This is a genomic window from Rhizobium ecuadorense, from assembly GCF_001187535.1.
Taxonomy (GTDB): domain Bacteria; phylum Pseudomonadota; class Alphaproteobacteria; order Rhizobiales; family Rhizobiaceae; genus Rhizobium; species Rhizobium ecuadorense.
In genome coordinates, this window is sequence record NZ_LFIO01001796.1 from 16499 (window position 1) to 34299 (window position 17801).

The following is a 17801-nucleotide window of genomic DNA, read 5'->3' on the forward strand; positions in this document are numbered from 1 at the left end:
AAGCAAAGGGTCACATTCTTCGCACTGTTTCCATTCCGAGAAGCTCAAGACACTTCCCGATCACTTGCGCTACCAGCTTGCAGGTCGCGAGACGTCCGGGTGGATCTTCTCCATTCAGCACTGCGCAGTCCGCGTAGAAGCGATTGAAGGTGTCCGCCACTTGATATGCCCGTTCAGCGATCTCGAACGGTTCAAGCTGCCGGGCGGCTTCGGACAGCGAATGCGGATACCAGAGGCATTCGACCAGCACCGCCCGTTCTGACGGATGGCTGACAGAGACCGTGACGCCCGGAACGATGCCTGCCGAGGCTGCCTTGTCAAGGATCGAACAGATTCTCGCGTAGGCGTACTGCAGATACGGTCCCGTCCGTCCCTCGAAAGAGGTCATCTTGTCGATATCGAAGACGTATCCGGTCTTCCTCGGGGTGGAGAGGTCGGCGAACTTCAGTGCGCCGAGGCCAACCGCAGTCGCCGAATCCTTGTCCTTCACTTTCTCGGCGGCCTTGGCAAGCGCCAGCTCGATCATGTCGCTGAGCGACGCCGTGGAGCCGTCCCGGGTCTTAAACGGCTTTCCATTCCATCCCCGGACGGTGCCGAAAGTTGCATGCCGCAGCTCAACACCGTGGGCATATCCTGCCGAGCGCGCAGCCGAGAAAACGCTCCCGATGTGGAGCGCTTGGCGGTCGTCGGTGCAGTAGATGATCCGTTGCGCACCGATGTCCCGCACCCGCCGCCGCAGCGTCGCCAGATCCGTGGTGCTGTATAGCGCGGCACCATCGCTCTTCCGCAGTAAAAGCGGCGGGACGTTGTCAGGTAGTCCCTCGCCGGAGACGTCGATGACCAGCGCTCCGTCGCTCTCCAGGGCGAGCCCGCGTGACACGAGGTCGTCGAGCATAGGGGCGACCTCGGAGTGGGCGTCGCTTTCGCCGAAAAATAAGTCGAAATGCGCCCCCAGCTGTCCGGCGGTGGCTGACACCGCCTCGAGGGAGATCTCCCGCATCCGCTTCCATGCGGCCGTGAGGATGGGGTGGCCGTCCTGGAGCAGGTTCGTAAGTGACCGGGCAACCGCAAGCGCGGTATCGTCCTCGCTCGCCGCATTGCCAGACTTGTAGAGTATCCCGAGCTCCTCGACGGACATTTCGTCGAAAGAGAAGTCTTTGATGAAAGACATGGGATCTCCGTGCCGCCAGCCGGAGGCGATAGCAGCGCCGTGCAAGAGCTTGCCCATCTGCAGACCCCAGTCGCCGAGGTGAATGTCCGAGATCACGTCGTGTCCGATCTCGGCCAAGATGCGCCGGAGACTCTCACCGATGACGAATGACCGGAGGTGGCCGACGTGCAGGGCTTTCGCGACGTTGGGGCCGCCGAAGTCGATGACGGTGCGGACGGGGGACTCTTTCCCGACGCTTAGCGTGGGATCTCCCAGCATAGCTGTCGCCTCTGCGGCAATGGTCTCGTTCGACAACCGGAAATTCAGGAAGCCAGGACCTGCGACGGACACGTCTTCGAAGACGTCATGGTGCGCCGCTGTGGCGACGGAGGCGGCCAACTCGCGCGCGTTCTTCCCGGCTGCCCTGGCGAGCGGCATCATATCGTTGCACTGGAGGTCACCGAATTCCGGCTTCGTTGACCGGACGACGGAAGGAGCGGCTTCAAGGCCGTTCAGCTTATATGCGGATGCGAGCGCGGCGAGCGCTGCCGATTTCACGGACATGGATCATTCCCTTTGACTGCATGACTAAAGGTTCGCGGAAGCTTGAGAGCTTCAGCGTCGTCGGACAGTCTTTGGAACGATATTCTCCATGTCGGTATGTCGGGCCTTTTGAGTTCCACCCGTCGATAGACGGTCCCGACGCCGAATGCAATCTTCGCGATAAGATTAGTTATAGGCGGAAACCAGCAATGCTACCTAGTTGCGGGTCTTTGTGGGACAGGACGATCACGAACGGTCGTCGTATCTGGCCGTCAGGCGCGCTGGGACATCGCCGATAGGCTTGATGCGGCCCGCTTCCGCGTCGGCGATCCCCTGGCCGATTGCCAGATCGAGTGTCATCAGTCGTTTTTCCTGTTCCGATTTCACACGTTCGTCCATGTGGTTTTGGAGTTGCGGGCCAGAGTTCGCGTCGTTTGCCATATCCATTCCTTTTCGGAGATCATCGGCAAAGCGGTAACTGTTGGCAATATTGGCGATCGAATCCGGAATGCTTATTTGCCGGGCGCCTTGATGCCGCAGAGCATTTCGCGTTTGCCGGCGAAGCCCTGGCGGCGTTCGACGGCAAAACCTGCGGCGATGAGGTTGCGGCGGACGAAGCCGGCCGCGGCATAGGTGGCGAAGGTGCCGCCGGGCGTGGTCTTTTCGTGGACGCGCCGCATCAGTTCCTCCGACCACATGTCGCCGTTGCGCGACGGGGCGAAGCCATCGAGATACCAGGCGTCGAAGCCGGGCTTTGCGGCTGCGACGCCGTCGAGCGCTGCGCCGCAGACGACGCTGAGCCTCGTCTGGTCGTCGAGGTCGAGCGAGACGGTACCATCAGGCGTTTGCGGCCAGGCCGCCGTCAGCGCCTCGCGTTCGGCATCGATCTCCGGCCAATGCGAGAGCGCCCGGCCGATCTCCTCGCCGCGCATCGGGTGGAGTTCGAAGGAGATGAAATGTAACTGTTGGCCGCGCTTGCGGTGAAGCTTCCACTGCCGCCAGGTCTCGGCGAAGTTCAGGCCGGTGCCGAAGCCGAGCTCGCCGATCAAAAATTCCTGCCGCCCGTCCCAGCGCTCCGGCAGGCCGTTGCCGGCGAGGAAGACATGGCCGCATTCCAGCCGTCCGTCGGTCTGGCAATAAAAATGATCGCCAAAGGCGGTGGAATAAGGCATATCGCCGTCGCGCCATTCGAGCGGCTGCGGCGCGCCCGCGCCAATCTGATCGGGGTTCACGTCTGTCATGGAAAAAGCCGATAATCCTCGGCCGGTCTCAGGTCAATCATCCTGCGAATTGCTGGTCGTCGGCGGCGGCATCATGGGTCTCTGGGCGGCCGTCCATGCCGAGCGCCGCGGCATCGCCACCCTGATCGCCGATGCCGGCAGATTGGGCGGAGGGGCAAGCGGCGGCCTGCTTGGCGCGCTGATGCCGCATATGCCGGATCGCTGGTCGGAGAAGAAGCAGTTTCAATTCGATGCGCTGGTCTCGCTCGAAGACGAGATCGCCACGCTCGAAGCGGCGACCGGGCTTTCGGCCGGATATCGCCGTTCGGGACGGTTGATCCCGCTGCCGAAGCCGCATCTCGAAAAAATCGCGCGCCGACATTGCGAGGATGCCGAGCGGCATTGGCAGGCCGGCGCGCGCCGTTTCCACTGGCATGTGCTCGACAATCCGCCGGTCGGCGGCTGGATCGAGGCCTCGGCCGGCGAGAGCGGCTTCGTGCACGACACGCTCGCCGCCCGCGTGGCGCCCCGTTCGCTGATCGCGGCCCTCGTCGCTTTGCTGCGGCGGTCAAAACATGTGCGCATCTCCGAGCATGCAACGGTTGCCGGCCTTGATCCGGATCGCGGCGTGGCCGAGATAGGCGGCGAAAGCATCGCTTTCCGTCACTGCATCCTGGCCGCCGGCCATCAATCCTTTCCGTTGCTGCAGGGCCTGACGCCGGGGTTGAAACAGCTGCTTGGCCAGCCGGTCAAGGGACAGGCGGCGCTGTTGAAAGCCGATATCGACCCGGTGCTGCCGACGATCTTTCTCGACGGGCTCTATGTCGTGGCGCATGAGGGCGGCCATGCGGCGATCGGCAGCACCAGCGAGAACCGTTTCGACGATCCGACCTCGACGGATACCCAACTCGACGCGCTGATTGCCGGGGCGCGGGAGATCGTGCCGACGCTCCGCGATGCCGTCGTCGTCGAACGTTGGGCCGGGCTTCGCCCGAAGGCGATCGACCGTGATCCGATGATCGGCCGCCATCCCGATCACCCGCGCCTGATCGCGCTGACCGGCGGATTCAAGGTCAGCTTCGGCCTGGCCCACCGGCTGGCGGAAGCGGCAATCTGTATCGCAGGCGATACAGATTGCGGATTTTTGCTGCCGGAAAGCTTCGCAATTTCAAGCCATATCGCAGCGGCTTCACGTTAAACGTGAATTCGCCGCCGCCTCGTTTCGTTATTCTGTCATGCAAATCACCTATCTGCTTGCGCATCGACGGCGCCTGAGATCACCGGCGCTCCTTTTCCTGATGGAGGAAATCGCATGCGCTATGCCATTTGCTTCACGCCCCCGGCAAGCGACCCGCTATCGCTCATGGCCGCCCATTGGCTTGGCCGCAACGTGTTCTCAGGCGATATGCTGGAGCCTCCGGCCGTGCGCGGCCTCGGCATTCACGAGATCGCCTTCCATACGGCCGTGCCGCGGCGCTACGGTTTTCACGGCGTCTTGAAGGCGCCGTTCCACTTGTGTCCGGACCTGTCCGAAGCGCAACTCCTGCGCGATCTCATGCGTTTTTCCGGGACTGTCCTTCCTTTCCAGATTCCGCGTTTCGAAGTCGCCAGGCTCGGCAATTTCTACAGCCTGCTGCCGAGCGCTCCCTGCGAGCAGATCCAGTATCTCGCTTCGGCGATCGTACAGGAATTCGACCGTTTCCGCGCGCCGCTCAGCGAGGCCGATATCGAACGCAGCGATCCGGACGGGCTGTCGGCGGCGCAGTTCTCAAATCTGCATCGCTGGGGCAATCCTTACGTGATGGAGGAGTTCCGCTTCCATATGCCGGTGACGGGTCCGGTCAACGCGATCGACATGCCGCGCATCGAGCCGGCGCTGCGGACGGTTTTCGAGGCTGTGCTGAGTGAACCGGTTGTGGTTTCGAACGTGGCGCTGATGATCGAGGAGGGTACCGGCGGGCCTTTCCGGGTTCATTCGCTGCATCCGATGGGCAAGGTCAGCGCCCGCAAGATCGCCTGACAGGCGATGAGCTAAATACTTGTGCAGAAAGGACAAAATTCCGCTGCGCAGTTTCCGTCTCGACATTCCGGCTGCGGATGCTACCGTTCTCCGTCTTTTCAGAAGGTGATTTGATGGTATCCGAGACTTATCCGCGCAATCTCGTCGGCTACGGGCGTCAGACGCCCGATCCGAAATGGCCTGAAGAGGCACGCGTCGCCGTGCAGTTCGTTATCAATTACGAGGAGGGCGGGGAAAGCTCGATCCTCGATGGCGATCCGGCGTCAGAAAATCTGCTGTCGGAGATCGTGGGCGCGGCCGCCTGGCCGGGGCAGCGCAATCTCAACATGGAATCGATCTACGAATATGGTTCGCGCGCCGGTTTCTGGCGGCTCTGGCGGATGTTCACCGATCTCAAGGTGCAGGCGACCGTCTACGGCGTGACGCTGGCGATGGCGCGCAACCCGGAAGCCGTCGCGGCGATGAAGGAGGCCGGCTGGGAAATCGCCAGCCACGGTTACCGCTGGCTGGAATATAAGGATTTTCCGGAAGATCTGGAGCGCAAGCATATTCTCGAAGCCGTGCGCCTGCACACCGAACTCACCGGCGAGCGGCCCTATGGCATGTACCAGGGCAAGCCCTCAGACAATACGCTGCGGCTGGTGCAGGAGGAGGGCGGCTTCCTCTATTCCTCCGATTCCTATGCCGACGACCTGCCCTTCTGGGTCAAGGGCGTCGACGGGAAACCCTTCCTGATCATTCCCTATACGCTCGAAACCAACGATATGCGTTTTGCGACCCCGCAGGGTTTCAACACCGGCGACCAGTTTTTCACCTATCTCAAGGATGCCTTCGATACGCTCTATGAGGAAGGCAAGGCGGGCAGCCCGAAGATGATGTCGGTCGGCCTGCATTGCCGTCTCGTCGGGCGCCCGGGTCGGGCGGCGGCGCTGAAGCGCTTCATCGAATATGTGCTGAAGCACGACAAGGTCTGGATTCCGCGCCGCATCGAGATTGCCGAGCACTGGCACAAGCACCATCAGCCGGACGCGATCTGATGCTGTCGCGCGAGGATTTCGTTTCCCGCTTTGGCGGCGTCTTCGAACATTCGCCTTTCATCGCCGAGCGCGCCTATGACGCCGGCAGCGTGACCGAGCCGCTGACGGCATCAGGGGTGCATGCGGCGCTTGCCGCGGTCTTCCGCGCGGCAAGCCCGGAGGAACGTCTCGGCGTGCTCCGCGCCCACCCCGACCTTGCCGGGCGCCTTGCCGTATCGGGCGAACTTACCGAAGACAGCCGCAAGGAGCAGTCCGGCGCCGGTCTCGACCGCCTGAGCCCCGCCGAGCACGCCCGCTTCACTGAACTCAATTCGGCCTATGTCGAAAAATATGGCTTTCCCTTCATCATCGCCGTCAAAGGACTCGGCAAGGAGGATATCCTGGAAGCTTTCGAAACACGGATCGGCAACAGGCGGGACGAAGAGTTTTCGACCGCGACGGCGCAGGTCGAAAAGATCGCGCTGTTGCGTTTGACCTCGATGCTGCCGGAGGCTGAATGAAGGAGAGACGCGCCATCGACTATCTCAACGACATGCAAAAGGCGGCATCCCAAGCGCTGTCCTTCATCGGCGGAATGGATGAGGCGGCTTTCGCCGAGGACCAGCTGACCTTCAAGGCCGTTGCCTTCTGCCACTTCACCATCGGTGCTGCGGCATCCCGTCTGCTGGTGAGCCATCCGGAATTTGCCACCGAGCATCCCGGCCTGCCGTGGACGAAGATCTGCGGCACGGGAAATCGCATTCTCGACGACGTCTTCGATCTCGATCCCTCAGAAATCTGGGAGGCGACCTATCGGACGCTGCCGGAGCTGCTTCGCGAGATCGATGCCGTCCGATACTGGCATGCCCAAGGCGAATGAAGCAATGTCTCAGTTTCTCGACATTCGTCCACTCACCGGCGCCGCCTTCGCTCCCTTCGGTGAGGTGATCGAAACCGATCCGGCCTCGATGCGGCTGATCAATGGCGGCACGACGGAGCGGTTTCATGCGCTGGCCGCGGCGGAGGCGGCGGGCGAGGGCGCCCGCGTGATCATCAGTCTGTTTCGCGGCCAGCCGCGCAGTTTCCCCTATGACATCGACATGATGGAGCGTCATCCTTTCGGCAGCCAGAGTTTTTCGCCGGTTTCCGGCCGTCCTTTTCTGGTCGTCGTCGCCGAGGACGCGAGCGGATGTCCGGGCAGGCCGCAGGTGTTTTTGGCACGCGGGGATCAGGGCGTGAATTACCGCCGCAATGTCTGGCATCATCCGCTGATGGCGCTTGGCCAGGTCTCCGATTTCCTGGTCGTCGACCGCGACGGGCCAGGCAACAATCTGGAGGAATTCTTCTTCGAAACCCCCTTTATCATTAGAGAGCCAGCCCTATGACCGGACTGACCACGCATGTTCTCGATACCGCCTTGGGCAAACCGGCCGAGCGGCTCAGGATCGATCTCTTCCAGCTCGACGGCGAGATCCGCAGGCATTTGAAGACGGTCGAGACCAATGCCGACGGCCGGGTCGATGGCGGCCCGATTCTATCAGGCGAAAATTTCCGGGCCGGCACCTATGAACTGGTCTTCCACGCCGGTGATTATCTGAGAGCCAGCGGCACGCCGCTGCCGCATCCTGCCTTCCTCGATCTCGTGCCGATCCGCTTCGGCATCGCCGATGTCACGGCGCATTATCATGTGCCGCTGCTGATCTCGCCCTACGGTTATTCCACCTATCGAGGAAGTTAGGAATGCGTTTTGCTGCGATCGCCGACATCCACGGCAACCATCTGGCGCTTGAAGCCGTGCTTGCGGATATTCGCGCTGAGGGTATCGAGGACATCGTCAATCTCGGCGATTTCTTCAGCGGGCCGCTCGAGGCCGGCCGGACGGCGGAGCTGCTGATGCCGCTCGGCCTGACCTCGGTTTGCGGCAATCATGATCGCTATCTGATCGAGCAGGATCCGGCAGCGATGCATGCCTCGGATGCCTCAGCCTATCGGCAACTGACGCCGGCCCATCTCGACTGGATCCGCAGCCTGCCGTTCGATGCCGTCTATCGCGGCGAGGCCTATCTCTGCCATGCGACCCCGAAGGACGATAATCTCTATTGGCTGGAGTCGGTCTCGCCTGAAGGCTTCGTCTTCCTGAAGCCGATCGAACCGATCGAGGCGCTGGCTGAGGGTATCGACCTGCCGCTGATCCTCTGCGGCCACAGCCATCTTCCCCGCGCCGTCCGCCTCTCCGATGGCCGGCTGATCGTCAATCCCGGCAGCGTCGGCTGCCCCGCCTATGACGATGTGCTGCCTTATTACCACAAAGTCGAAGCCGGCCACCCGCTGGCGAGCTACGCCATTCTGGAAAAGACGGCGGCCGGATGGATATGGCAGTTCCGAACCGTCGCCTACGACCATATGGCGATGTCGGCACTGGCCACCGAAAGAGGCCGGGCCGACTGGGCGAGCGCGCTGGCGGCGGGTTGGGTGAGATAGCCCAGACCCGCCAGCCCTTCGATCAATCCTTCGTCGGCGCCGAAGGGGCGATCGGTTTCGCCGGGGCTGCGGCCGGTGCCGGCCCTGCCGGAGGTGCTGCGGGTATTGCCGGCTTCACCGGAGCCGCAACCTGCTTTGCGGGTTTTGCGCCATCGAGATTTCCAAGGAGGGACGAGATGGCGTTGTCGCCTTCGAAGCCGGCCTCTTTCAGCAATTTGTCGAGGATCGGCTTGTTGGCCTGATAGGAGAGGAGCTGGCCGGCCAAGCCTTCGCCGAGACCGATGCCGCTGTCGCCGTTCGCGCCGTTTCCGCGGCCGAGCATGCCGCCGGTGTCGAAAATCCGGATATCAGAGATCTTTTCGATCGGCTTGACCGCCTCGGCAAGCGCCTCGGGAATGATCCGGATACGTTCGCGGGTGATCTCGAACTCGATGATGGCAGAGCTCAGTTTGTTACGCGCGTCGTTGAGCAAGGCTTCGCTCTCGGCCGCGGCCTTGCCGGTTTCGAGAATACCCTTGGCCTTGATGATCGCCGCATCCGCTTCGGCGGTCGCCAGCGTCTTGATGGCTTCGGCCTGATCGATCGCCGCCTGTTTTTCGGCCTCGGCGCCGACGGTGACGGCGGTCGCTTCGGTTTCGGCTTTCTTGCGGGCGTCGATCACGGCGATCTGCTTTTCGCGCTCGGCAATCTCGATTGCCTTGGCCGTGCCGACCTTTTCCTCTGCCGCGATCGCGAGCGCCCGGGCGGTTTCGGCGGTGGCCTTCGCCTCGGATTCCTCGCGGCTCTTGTTGGCGACGGCGATCGCGCTTTCCTGGGCGACGATCTGAAGATCGCGCTTGGCTTCTGTTTCGCGTTGCTGGACAGCGCGGGCCGCGTCGATGTTGGCGCTTTCGCGGGCCTGCTTGGCGGATGCCTCGCGTTCGGCGATCGCCTGTTCGGAGGCGATGCGGGCTTCCTCCTCGGCGCGTTTTGCCGCCTGCTCCTGCTGGGCGGTTTCGGCGCGCGTCGCCGCGGATTTGTTGGCGATATCGCGTTCCTGGCTGAGTTCGGCTTCGCGCTTGGTCCGCTCGATGGTCAGCGACTGCTGGCGGGCCTCGAGATCCTTCTGGGCGATGGCGACTTCGGTGTCGCGAACGATCTCGTTTCGCTCCTTCTTGCGACCCTCGGTGATGCGGGTCAATGCCGCAAGACCTTGCGCATCGAAGAAGTTGTTGGCGTTGAAGTGCTTGATATCGGTCTGATCGAGGCGTGTCAGCGACACGGATTCGAGCTCGAGGCCGTTCGATTGGAGATCGGCGCCGACGGCTTCCTGCACGGCCTTGACGAAGTCCATGCGCTGTTCCTGCAGCGCGTCGAGATTCATCGTCGCGGCCACCGAGCGAAGGCCGTCGACGAATTTTGCTTCGATCAGGATACGAAGCGCCTCGGCATCGTTGGTGCGGTTGCCGAGTGTCTGGGCGGCAAGCGCAATCGAGGAGGCATCGGGTTTGACGCGGACGTAGAACTCGGCGCCGATATCGACGCGCATGCGGTCCTTGGTGATCAGCGCGTCGCCTTCGCCGCGGCGGACTTCCAGTCGCAGCGTCTTCAGGTTCACCCTGGCGGTGGAATGGAAGATCGGCAAGACGACCGAACCGCCGTCGAGCACGACTTTCTGGCCGCCGAGGCCGGTGCGCACATAGGCTTCGTCACGGCTGGAGCGTGTGTACAGGGAGGCGAGGACAAAACCGATACCGAAGATCAGAACGATTGCAATGCCGGCCGGTAGAAGAATGTCATACATCATGACTGCTCCGTGAAAGATTGATTGTCCGATCCGGTGGGGTCCACCAGGGCGGGAATGGCGATAAATACATCTGCGTTGCGATCGACGAGGAGAACCTGCGTGCCGATCCCAAGCGGCGGCTGATCCTTGGCGGCTCTGGCTCTCAGCACATGCCAGTTTCCATGCTGGTCCTTGACGCGGACGCGTCCCGGCAGTCCCTGATCGAGCGGGCCGATGGACACTTCGGCAGTCCGGCCGACAAAGGTGTCGAGATCGACCGCATAGGTCTCGTCGTGCGGCACGATCCGCGCCACGGTTCTGCTCGATGCCCTGACCATGGGGAAGGTGATCAACAGGGCGGGAATGACGGCGATGACGGAGGGCAGCGGCGCCCAGAAGGTGTTGGCGACAGCCTGGATGGCAAAGCCCGCGATGGCGAAGAAGCCGAGCATCAGCATCAGCAGAATGAGCAGGGGCACGCCGCCGAGATTGAGCCAGGAGAGGTAGCCCGCAATGCCGTCATGGCCATGGAAATCCGGTTTTCCGAGAAGCTCCGTTATCGAAAAACCCATGACGGTTGCGAGCATCTCGATCGCCGTCAGGCCCGCAAGCACGGCGGCGGCGATGGCAAAGGGGGCGCATTCGGGGGCGAAGAAAAGTGCCATCGGCGTTACCGGTTATCCGTCTTGAAACGTGCGAGGCGTGCCTCGATCGCCCGTTCGCGGTGCAACCGGTCGAGTTCGTCCAACTCGGAACTATTGATATGCTCGGCTGACGGAACGCCGGTCAGCCGCGAGACCGCTGCGGCCGCCCGCGCAGCACCTGCGCCGGGCGAGGGCTGGCCATGGCCGGTTGCGGCCTGTTCGGGATGCTGGGCGATGCTGCGCTTGAAATCGGCAAGACGCGCATCCGCCTCGCGGCGCGTGGCGAGCACGGCCTGCAGCGCTTTCTGGCCTTCATCAACCTGTTCCCTGGCATCGGCCAACGCCTTGTCAAGCGCTGCGATTTGGGATTCGAGGTCGATCTGGCGGGCAACGCCGGCCTTTGCCAGGTCATCCCGCCCGGAGGAAACCGCAAGACGGATCTTTGCGTCGAGCGCGTTCATGTCTTCGACGATTTCGTCCCTGCGGCTCTGGATGCGGAATTCCTCGGCGCGCGCCTTGCCGAGATTGGTGCGGGCATCGTCCGCCGCCGCATCGATTTCGCGGATCGCCTGTTCGATGACGGCGATCTTGTTGACGCCTTCCGCCTTGTCGATCGCCGCATTGGCGATGCCGGCGATCAGGCGGCCCATGCGTGAGAGAATGCCTTCGTTCGTCATGTTTTCCTCCATCCGAGCGGAATTCGGCGTGACGCCGATGTGAATCTCGTAGCGGTCGGCGCCTGCGACGAGATAGGCCGGAAAAATACTCTCCCATCCCTTGGAATAACCCGCGACATCGAAGGGCACGGCAACGCGGCCGTGTACCGTGGCGATGGTCAGGTCCGAGGGGCCCTTGATGGCGAAGAGCTTGTCGTCGAGCGGCAGAAGCGGCGGATCGGCAGTGGCGCCGCGATTGGCGGCAAAATCGCGAAGGCCGAGTGTTACCAGCCTTGCCGGCAGACCCGTCTGCTCGCGGACGGTTTCATAGGCAATGTCATGCAGCACGACGAGGTTGGCGCCCGCTCCATCAGGGACGAGATCGGTGAGGATTTCGATCATCCTGGTATAGGCGGCAATGGTGTCATCCAGCGCCTGCCGGGCACTGGCATCCGGCGCCAGCGTGTAACGCAGCAATGATGGATGCGATGTTCTGCCTGGGTTTGCCATGGAATAAAACATAAAGCACCGCTTTTGTGCTTTCAAGGGGTCGCGCTAAAAATACAACCTAAGCTTAATGTGCCGTTAGGAGCAAAGAGGGCAGCGTCGGTTGTGGATCACATTGCCGATGGAAGAACGGCGGCAGGCCAGATCCGTTTCCTATCGGGCCGTCGTCTGCGCCTCGCGAATCCCGGCCCTGATCCGGTTAATGATGGTCCATATCAGAAGGAGCGCCACCACCGCCCAAAGCCACGACGTCCATGCTGCAAACGTACCACCAACCGCGACAAAGATGCCGAGCGCGCCAAAAAGCACCGCGCGGTCGCTCTTGCCCATCGGCCCGTCGTAACGCCGGCTTGCCCCGACCGTTTGACCCAGAACGCCGGTAAACTCCGTCAATGCCGAGAGGAATATGACTGATATCGCCGGCATCAAGCCGTTCGGATCGATGAGCGCAAACGGTAAATACAGGGCGGCATCCGACACGACATCGCCGATCTCGTTCAGATAGGCGCCTAAAATGCTTTTCTGCCCATGCTCGCGCGCGAGCATGCCATCGATGGCATTGAGGCCCATGCGCAGCAGAAACCATACAGGCACCAGCAGGAACCAATGCGGAAGCGGGGCGAGGCTCAGGAAAAGGCCAAGTGCAACCGAGGCGACGGCGGCAACTGACGTCACCTGATTGGCGGTGACGCCTCGTGCCGCAAGCGAGCGCACCAGAGGGCGAAGAATATTCTGAAACCGGGACTTCAATTGATAAACAGACATGCGACCTCAGTGGAATTTTACGGCATTTGAACAGTCTATCCCGGCTCGGGCAGTGCGGATTGTCGTAGCTGTGGGAAAGCCCGCACTTCATATCGGCTCACCCAAAGGACTTATCATTTGCAGCTAGACTTTTGCAATGAAAGCAACTCACTGTTGCCGCCAATGGATGCAACCTATCCACCGATCAGAATTGGAGATGACTGTGCTGCAGACTGCCGATAGCGAGCAACCGTCCTCGACGACCAGACCCATGCATGAATCCGAATTTGTCTCGCATGATGGCACGCGGCTCTTTTATCGGATGTGGCCTGCGACCGGCGCTGCACCGAAGGGCGCAATCATTCTTCTCCATCGCGGCCACGAGCATAGCGGCCGCGTCGCCCATCTCGCTACCGAGCTCGGCCTCGATGATTTTGCCTTCTACGCCTGGGACGCACGCGGCCACGGGCGTTCGCCTGGAGAGCGCGGCTATTCGCCATCCTTTGCGGCCTCGGCGCATGATCTCGATTGCTTTGTCCGCCATGTCAGCGAGACAAGCGGTATTCCAGTCGAAGACATCGCCGTCATTGCGCAGAGCGTCGGCGCGGTTCTCGCCACCACCTGGGTGCACGACTATGCGCCGCCGATCCGTGCGCTCGTGCTTGCCTCGCCGGCCTTCAGCGTCAAGCTCTACGTGCCTTTTGCCAGGGAAGGCATTGCGCTCTGGGAAAAGCTCAAGGGGACATTCTTCGTCAATTCCTATGTCAAGGCGAGGTTTCTGACGCATGATCCCGAGCGCATCGCCTCCTTTGAGGCCGACCCATTGATCACCCGGCCGATCGCCTCCAACATTCTGTTGCAGCTTTATGAAGCGGCCGCCCGCGTCGTCGGCGACGCCCGCGCCATCACCGTGCCGACCCAATTGCTGATCTCCGGCAGCGACTGGGTGGTGCGGCACGCGCCGCAGCATCGGTTTTACGAAAATCTCGGCAGTCGCATCAAGGAACGGCATGTGCTTGCCGGCTTCTACCATGACACACTCGGTGAGAAGGACCGCGCGATTGCGCTCGCCGAGGTCCGCCGTTTCATCGATGCGCATTTCACCGAGCCCCGGGCGCCTGCCGATCTTCGCACTGCCCATGTCCAGGGTTATACCAAGGACGAGGCCGACCGGCTCGCGAGCCCTCTGGACGCCATGTCCCCGCGCGGCATCTATTGGGCGCTCAGCCGTCTCAACATCAGGCTCGGCGCGCTGGTGTCGGAAGGCATAAAGACGGGAGTCAAGACCGGTTTCGATTCCGGCTCGACGCTCGATTACGTCTACGAGAACAAGCCGCGCGGGCTCGGTCCCGGCGGCCGGTTGATCGACAAGGTGTTCCTCGAGGCGATCGGCTGGCGCGGCATCAGGCAGCGCAAGCTGCATTTGCAGGAGCTGATCGACCGCGCGCTGCAGCGCCTGAAAGCAGCCGACCGCAGCACCCATATGCTCGACATAGCGGCCGGGCACGGCCGTTATGTCCTTGATGCGATCGAGGCGGCTGCCGTGCGTCCCGATAGTGCGCGCTTGCAGGATTATTCCCCGATCAACGTCGACGCCGGCCGTGCCAGCATTGCCGCGCGCAGACTGGGTGATTTCGTCAATTTCCGCCAGCAGGATGCCTTTGACGGTGAGGGGCTGGCAGCCATCACGCCGGCTCCGGATCTGGCGATCGTCTCCGGCCTTTACGAGCTGTTTTCCGACAATGCGATGATCGCCGCTTCACTCGATGGGATCGCCCGCGCGATGCAGCCCGGTGGTCTGCTCGTCTACACCAACCAGCCATGGCATCCGCAATTGGAGATGATCGCCCGTGCGCTCACCTCCCACCGTGGTGGTCAGGCGTGGGTGATGCGGCGGCGCACGCAACAGGAAATGGACCAGTTGGTGGCCGCAGCCGGTTTCCGCAAGATCGAACAGCGCATCGACCAGTGGGGTATTTTCACCGTCTCGCTGGCGGAGAGAGTTTGAGGGCAAAGCCTTGGGGCAGGTACGTTCTACTCTTTCCCAGACAGCGCCGGTCCTGAAGCGGGCGGCGCTCTGGCTCGCCTTCCTGGCGCCGTTCTTCTATCTGAGCTATGGCAGCGCCAATTGGCTGGCATCGCAACGCGCCCATGTGCCGAACGTCGCCTTCGCATGGGAAAGCGCTATTCCGTTCTTCGCATGGACGATCATTCCCTATTGGTCGATCAATCTGTTCTACGGGCTCTGCCTGTTCATCAACGCGACGCCGCGCGATGTCGATAGGCTGGCGAGACGCTATCTGACGATCCAGTTAATAGCGGTCGCCTGCTTTATCGCGTTTCCGCTCGAAGCGACCTTCGTGCGGCCGGCAACGAGCGGCCTGCCCGGTTTCATGTTCGCCATGCTCGGCGGCTTCGATAAACCGTTCAACCAGGCGCCGTCGCTGCATATCGCGCTGCTGGTGGTAATCTGGGACCATCTGCGCGGCCGGCTGCCGCGCAGAGCGCGGCTGCTCTGGCACGCCTGGTGCTTCCTGATCGGTGCCTCCGTGCTGACCACGTGGCAGCATCACGTCATCGACATACCGACCGGCATGCTGCTCGGCCTGTTCTCTGCCTGGCTTTTTCCGCGCGATGCCGGTTCGCCTCTCGCGAAGTTTGCGATGATCGGCGATCCAAAGTCGCGCCGGCTCGGCATCTATTATCTGTGCGGGGCCGTAGCATTTCTCGGCCTTGCAGTGCTCTGCACTCCTCTATCGGCGGCAGCGCTCCTGTTGCTCTGGCCGGCTGTTGCGCTGGCGATTATCGCGCTCGGATATTTCGGCGCCGGTCCGCAGATCTTCCAGAAACGCGTCGATGGCCGGGTCACGCTCGCCAGCCGCTGGCTGCTGGCACCCTACCGGCTCGGCGCCCACATCAACATTCGGCTCTGGACCCGGAGAATGCCGGCATCGGTGGCGATTGCCGACGGCGTCCATCTCGGCCGTTTTCCACATCGCCATGAAGCCGACCGTTTTGCCACGGTGATCGACATGACCGGCGAACTTCCGCGCCCGAGCGGGGCGCACGCACGCTGGTGCAGCTTTCCGACCCTTGACCTTATAGCCCTTGACGAGATCCAGACGCTTGCCGCGGCTGATGTCATCGAGGCTGCGCGCCAGCAGGGGCCGGTTCTCGTCTGCTGTGCGTTGGGCTTCCAGCGCAGCGCCTGGGTCATCGCGCATTGGCTGCTCATCAGCCGGCGTTGCGAAGATCCAGTCGAAGCCGTGCGGTTGATCGAACGGGCGGGGCGGCGTGTTCATCTGCCCGCGGAAAGCATCCATGCCGTGACGGAGGGCCTGCAATGACGCAGTGGAATAGCACGGCCTCGGCAGCGGCACGAAATCTCGGCGGCAACTCGATCTGCTGCGGGCTGACGGCGTTGTTGCCACTGATCACCGGCCCGATCACCGCGGGATATCGCGGCTTCGCCCCATTGCTCGGCTGGCTCTTGATGGTCGTTTTCTGTCTGATCGTCCTTGCGCTGGCGGTCCATCTCCTCTTCGATGCGCTGCTGTTTCGCCTCGCGTCGAGCCACGAGACGGAGGCCGCCGGTCTTGCCGCCGTAGACGACCTGCTGTCTCGAATGCAGCTTCGTAAGCCTGATGGGACACCGCGTGGCCTCGATATGCGGATTGCCGGATCGCGCCGCATCGTCTGGCGGCAGCGTTTGGCGCTCGCCGCCTGTCTCGTGATTTTTGCGATCCTTCTGTTCACTGCGGGCGACGGCCAGCCGCTGTGCTGATACGCATGCGGCTGCGTATATCACCGGTCCTGCCGACGCCATTGGGCGTCCAGCCCTTGCCGATTTCTCTCAGCCGCGCCCTGATATGATCGATGCGTTCACGTCGTTGATGTCGCGCTTGCCGCAAAGCGCCATGGTGATGTCCATCTCCTTGCGAATGATGGAGAGCGCGAGCGACACACCTTCCTTGCCCATGGCGCCGAGGCCATAGAGGAAGGGGCGGCCGATATAAGTGCCCTTGGCGCCGAGCGCCACGGCCTTCAGCACATCCTGGCCGGAGCGAATGCCGCCGTCGAGATGGACTTCGATGCGGTCGCCGACAGCCTCGACGATCGCGGGCAGCATGCTGATCGAGGAGGGGGCACCGTCCAGCTGGCGACCGCCGTGATTGGAGACGACGATCGCATCGGCGCCGGTATCGGCCGCTGCCCTCGCATCCTCCGGATCGAGGATGCCCTTGATGATCAGCGGTCCGCCCCATTGTTCCTTAATCCAGGCGACATCGGCCCAGGAGAGCCGGGGGTCGAACTGCGCGTGCGTCCATGCGGCGAGCGAGGTGATGCTGGAGACATTTTTCGCATGACCGATGATGTTGCCGAAGGTGCGGCGCTTGGTCTGCAGCATATCCAGGCACCAGAAGGGCCGGGTCGCCATCTGCCAGAGATGTTTCGGGGTGAATTTAGGTGGCGCAGACAGGCCGTTGCGCAGGTCCTTGTGGCGCTGGCCGAGGATCTGCAGGTCTGATGTCAGCACCAATGCCGAGCATTTGGCGGCCTTGGCGCGGTTGATCAGGCCGAGCACGAAATCCTTGTCCCGCATCACATAGAGCTGGAACCAGAAGGGCCGCGTCGTCACCGAAGCGACATCCTCGATCGAGCAGATGCTCATGGTCGACAGCGTGAAGGGAACGCCGAATTCTTCCGCCGCGCGCGCCGCCAGCATCTCGCCATCGGCGTGCTGCATGCCGGTGAGCCCGGTCGGCGCCAAGGCCACCGGCATCGATACTTTCTGGCCGATCATCGTCGTTTCCAACGTGCGGTCGGTCATGTCGACCATCACCCGCTGGCGCAGCTTGATCTGGCTGAAATCGCTCTCGTTCGCCTGATATGTCGATTCCGTCCAGGCGCCCGAATCCGCATAATCGAAAAACATCTTCGGCACACGGCGCTGTGCGAGCTTTTTCAGATCGGCGATGGTGAGCGGCGTGGTCATGAATTGAACCTTCACATCTGAATGCGGCTGTCGGTGGTAACGTGGTTTCGCAGCAGTAT

General features: G+C 62.2%; 19 protein-coding genes. 11 read left to right on the plus strand and 8 right to left on the minus strand.

Annotated elements, in window-relative coordinates; genetic code table 11:
• Positions 1–10: 10 nt before the first annotated feature.
• From argS to mnmC2, 3 genes are all read right to left on the minus strand, one after another.
• Positions 11–1714: an arginine--tRNA ligase gene (gene argS / locus AF337_RS37310; RefSeq protein ID WP_049736079.1), complete on the minus strand. Its 1704-nt coding sequence runs from the start codon at positions 1712–1714 to the stop codon at positions 11–13.
• A gap of 225 nt (positions 1715–1939) precedes the next feature.
• Complete coding sequence (locus AF337_RS37315; RefSeq protein WP_049736284.1) at positions 1940–2134, minus strand: hypothetical protein; 195 nt, start codon at positions 2132–2134, stop codon at positions 1940–1942.
• 71 nt (positions 2135–2205) lie between these two features.
• Positions 2206–2934, minus strand: coding sequence for a tRNA (5-methylaminomethyl-2-thiouridine)(34)-methyltransferase MnmC2 (mnmC2, locus tag AF337_RS37320; protein ID WP_049736080.1), 729 nt, complete (start codon positions 2932–2934; stop codon positions 2206–2208).
• Here mnmC2 and AF337_RS37325 point away from each other — a divergent pair.
• From AF337_RS37325 to AF337_RS37360, 8 genes are all read left to right on the plus strand, one after another.
• Complete coding sequence (locus AF337_RS37325; RefSeq protein ID WP_049736081.1) at positions 2933–4111, plus strand: NAD(P)/FAD-dependent oxidoreductase; 1179 nt, start codon at positions 2933–2935, stop codon at positions 4109–4111. The two genes, mnmC2 and AF337_RS37325, sit on opposite strands and share 2 nt — an antisense overlap.
• Positions 4112–4225: 114 nt before the next feature.
• The gene (locus AF337_RS37330; RefSeq protein ID WP_049736082.1) at positions 4226–4933 is read left to right on the plus strand and encodes a DUF1045 domain-containing protein; all 708 of its coding nucleotides are present in this window, start codon (positions 4226–4228) and stop codon (positions 4931–4933) included.
• A 113-nt stretch (positions 4934–5046) separates the two neighbouring features.
• The gene (gene puuE / locus AF337_RS37335; protein WP_049736083.1) at positions 5047–5970 is read left to right on the plus strand and encodes an allantoinase PuuE; all 924 of its coding nucleotides are present in this window, start codon (positions 5047–5049) and stop codon (positions 5968–5970) included.
• Positions 5970–6470 carry a 2-oxo-4-hydroxy-4-carboxy-5-ureidoimidazoline decarboxylase gene (gene uraD, locus AF337_RS37340; protein ID WP_049736084.1) on the plus strand — a complete coding sequence of 167 codons (501 nt, stop codon included), beginning with the start codon at positions 5970–5972 and terminating at the stop codon, positions 6468–6470. The genes puuE and uraD overlap by 1 nt, the downstream gene beginning before the upstream one ends.
• The gene (locus tag AF337_RS37345; protein WP_049736085.1) at positions 6467–6829 is read left to right on the plus strand and encodes a HepT-like ribonuclease domain-containing protein; all 363 of its coding nucleotides are present in this window, start codon (positions 6467–6469) and stop codon (positions 6827–6829) included. Before uraD ends, AF337_RS37345 begins: the two co-directional genes overlap by 4 nt.
• A 4-nt stretch (positions 6830–6833) precedes the next feature.
• Positions 6834–7334: an ureidoglycolate lyase gene (locus AF337_RS37350; protein ID WP_049736086.1), complete on the plus strand. Its 501-nt coding sequence runs from the start codon at positions 6834–6836 to the stop codon at positions 7332–7334.
• On the plus strand, positions 7331–7687 hold the full coding sequence (gene uraH, locus AF337_RS37355; RefSeq protein ID WP_049736087.1) for a hydroxyisourate hydrolase: 357 nt from the start codon (positions 7331–7333) through the stop codon (positions 7685–7687). The genes AF337_RS37350 and uraH overlap by 4 nt, the downstream gene beginning before the upstream one ends.
• Positions 7688–7689: 2 nt before the next feature.
• Positions 7690–8430, plus strand: a complete 741-nt coding sequence (locus tag AF337_RS37360; RefSeq protein ID WP_049736088.1) for a metallophosphoesterase family protein — start codon at positions 7690–7692, stop codon at positions 8428–8430.
• A gap of 22 nt (positions 8431–8452) precedes the next feature.
• On the opposite strand, the gene AF337_RS37365 is transcribed toward AF337_RS37360, so the two are convergent.
• The 4 genes from AF337_RS37365 to AF337_RS37380 all read right to left on the minus strand — a co-directional run bounded on the left by AF337_RS37365 (position 8453) and on the right by AF337_RS37380 (position 12767).
• The gene (locus AF337_RS37365) at positions 8453–10216 is read right to left on the minus strand and encodes a flotillin family protein (protein WP_049736089.1); all 1764 of its coding nucleotides are present in this window, start codon (positions 10214–10216) and stop codon (positions 8453–8455) included.
• Positions 10213–10860, minus strand: a complete 648-nt coding sequence (locus AF337_RS37370; RefSeq protein WP_049736090.1) for an OB-fold-containig protein — start codon at positions 10858–10860, stop codon at positions 10213–10215. The genes AF337_RS37365 and AF337_RS37370 overlap by 4 nt, the downstream gene beginning before the upstream one ends.
• A gap of 5 nt (positions 10861–10865) precedes the next feature.
• On the minus strand, positions 10866–12005 hold the full coding sequence (locus AF337_RS37375) for a PspA/IM30 family protein (protein WP_152971357.1): 1140 nt from the start codon (positions 12003–12005) through the stop codon (positions 10866–10868).
• A 150-nt stretch (positions 12006–12155) separates the two neighbouring features.
• Entirely contained in the window at positions 12156–12767 is a 612-nt protein-coding gene (locus AF337_RS37380; protein ID WP_049736092.1) for a CDP-alcohol phosphatidyltransferase family protein, read from the minus strand.
• Positions 12768–12969: 202 nt separating this feature from the next.
• Here AF337_RS37380 and AF337_RS37385 point away from each other — a divergent pair, with 202 nt between their 5' ends.
• From AF337_RS37385 to AF337_RS37395, 3 genes are read left to right on the plus strand one after another with little or no spacing between them, the layout of a single operon-like run.
• Positions 12970–14754, plus strand: a complete 1785-nt coding sequence (locus AF337_RS37385) for a bifunctional alpha/beta hydrolase/class I SAM-dependent methyltransferase (protein ID WP_049736093.1) — start codon at positions 12970–12972, stop codon at positions 14752–14754.
• Positions 14755–14764: 10 nt separating this feature from the next.
• Positions 14765–16093: a phosphatase PAP2/dual specificity phosphatase family protein gene (locus tag AF337_RS37390; protein ID WP_049736094.1), complete on the plus strand. Its 1329-nt coding sequence runs from the start codon at positions 14765–14767 to the stop codon at positions 16091–16093.
• Positions 16090–16530, plus strand: coding sequence for a hypothetical protein (locus AF337_RS37395; RefSeq protein ID WP_049736095.1), 441 nt, complete (start codon positions 16090–16092; stop codon positions 16528–16530). Before AF337_RS37390 ends, AF337_RS37395 begins: the two co-directional genes overlap by 4 nt.
• Before the next feature lie 69 nt (positions 16531–16599).
• On the opposite strand, the gene AF337_RS37400 is transcribed toward AF337_RS37395, so the two are convergent.
• Positions 16600–17742, minus strand: coding sequence for an alpha-hydroxy acid oxidase (locus AF337_RS37400; RefSeq protein ID WP_049736096.1), 1143 nt, complete (start codon positions 17740–17742; stop codon positions 16600–16602).
• Between the last annotated feature and the right edge of the window lie 59 nt (positions 17743–17801).

Coding starts and splice junctions, on each gene's coding strand:
- argS (WP_049736079.1), bottom strand. CDS start 1,714: ATGTCCGTGAAATCGGCAGCGCTCGCCGCGCTCGCATCCGCATATAAG.
- AF337_RS37315 (WP_049736284.1), bottom strand. CDS start 2,134: ATGGCAAACGACGCGAACTCTGGCCCGCAACTCCAAAACCACATGGAC.
- AF337_RS37325 (WP_049736081.1), top strand. CDS start 2,933: ATGGAAAAAGCCGATAATCCTCGGCCGGTCTCAGGTCAATCATCCTGC.
- mnmC2 (WP_049736080.1), bottom strand. CDS start 2,934: ATGACAGACGTGAACCCCGATCAGATTGGCGCGGGCGCGCCGCAGCCG.
- AF337_RS37330 (WP_049736082.1), top strand. CDS start 4,226: ATGCGCTATGCCATTTGCTTCACGCCCCCGGCAAGCGACCCGCTATCG.
- puuE (WP_049736083.1), top strand. CDS start 5,047: ATGGTATCCGAGACTTATCCGCGCAATCTCGTCGGCTACGGGCGTCAG.
- uraD (WP_049736084.1), top strand. CDS start 5,970: ATGCTGTCGCGCGAGGATTTCGTTTCCCGCTTTGGCGGCGTCTTCGAA.
- AF337_RS37345 (WP_049736085.1), top strand. CDS start 6,467: ATGAAGGAGAGACGCGCCATCGACTATCTCAACGACATGCAAAAGGCG.
- AF337_RS37350 (WP_049736086.1), top strand. CDS start 6,834: ATGTCTCAGTTTCTCGACATTCGTCCACTCACCGGCGCCGCCTTCGCT.
- uraH (WP_049736087.1), top strand. CDS start 7,331: ATGACCGGACTGACCACGCATGTTCTCGATACCGCCTTGGGCAAACCG.
- AF337_RS37360 (WP_049736088.1), top strand. CDS start 7,690: ATGCGTTTTGCTGCGATCGCCGACATCCACGGCAACCATCTGGCGCTT.
- AF337_RS37365 (WP_049736089.1), bottom strand. CDS start 10,216: ATGATGTATGACATTCTTCTACCGGCCGGCATTGCAATCGTTCTGATC.
- AF337_RS37370 (WP_049736090.1), bottom strand. CDS start 10,860: ATGGCACTTTTCTTCGCCCCCGAATGCGCCCCCTTTGCCATCGCCGCC.
- AF337_RS37375 (WP_152971357.1), bottom strand. CDS start 12,005: ATGGCAAACCCAGGCAGAACATCGCATCCATCATTGCTGCGTTACACG.
- AF337_RS37380 (WP_049736092.1), bottom strand. CDS start 12,767: ATGTCTGTTTATCAATTGAAGTCCCGGTTTCAGAATATTCTTCGCCCT.
- AF337_RS37395 (WP_049736095.1), top strand. CDS start 16,090: ATGACGCAGTGGAATAGCACGGCCTCGGCAGCGGCACGAAATCTCGGC.
- AF337_RS37400 (WP_049736096.1), bottom strand. CDS start 17,742: ATGACCACGCCGCTCACCATCGCCGATCTGAAAAAGCTCGCACAGCGC.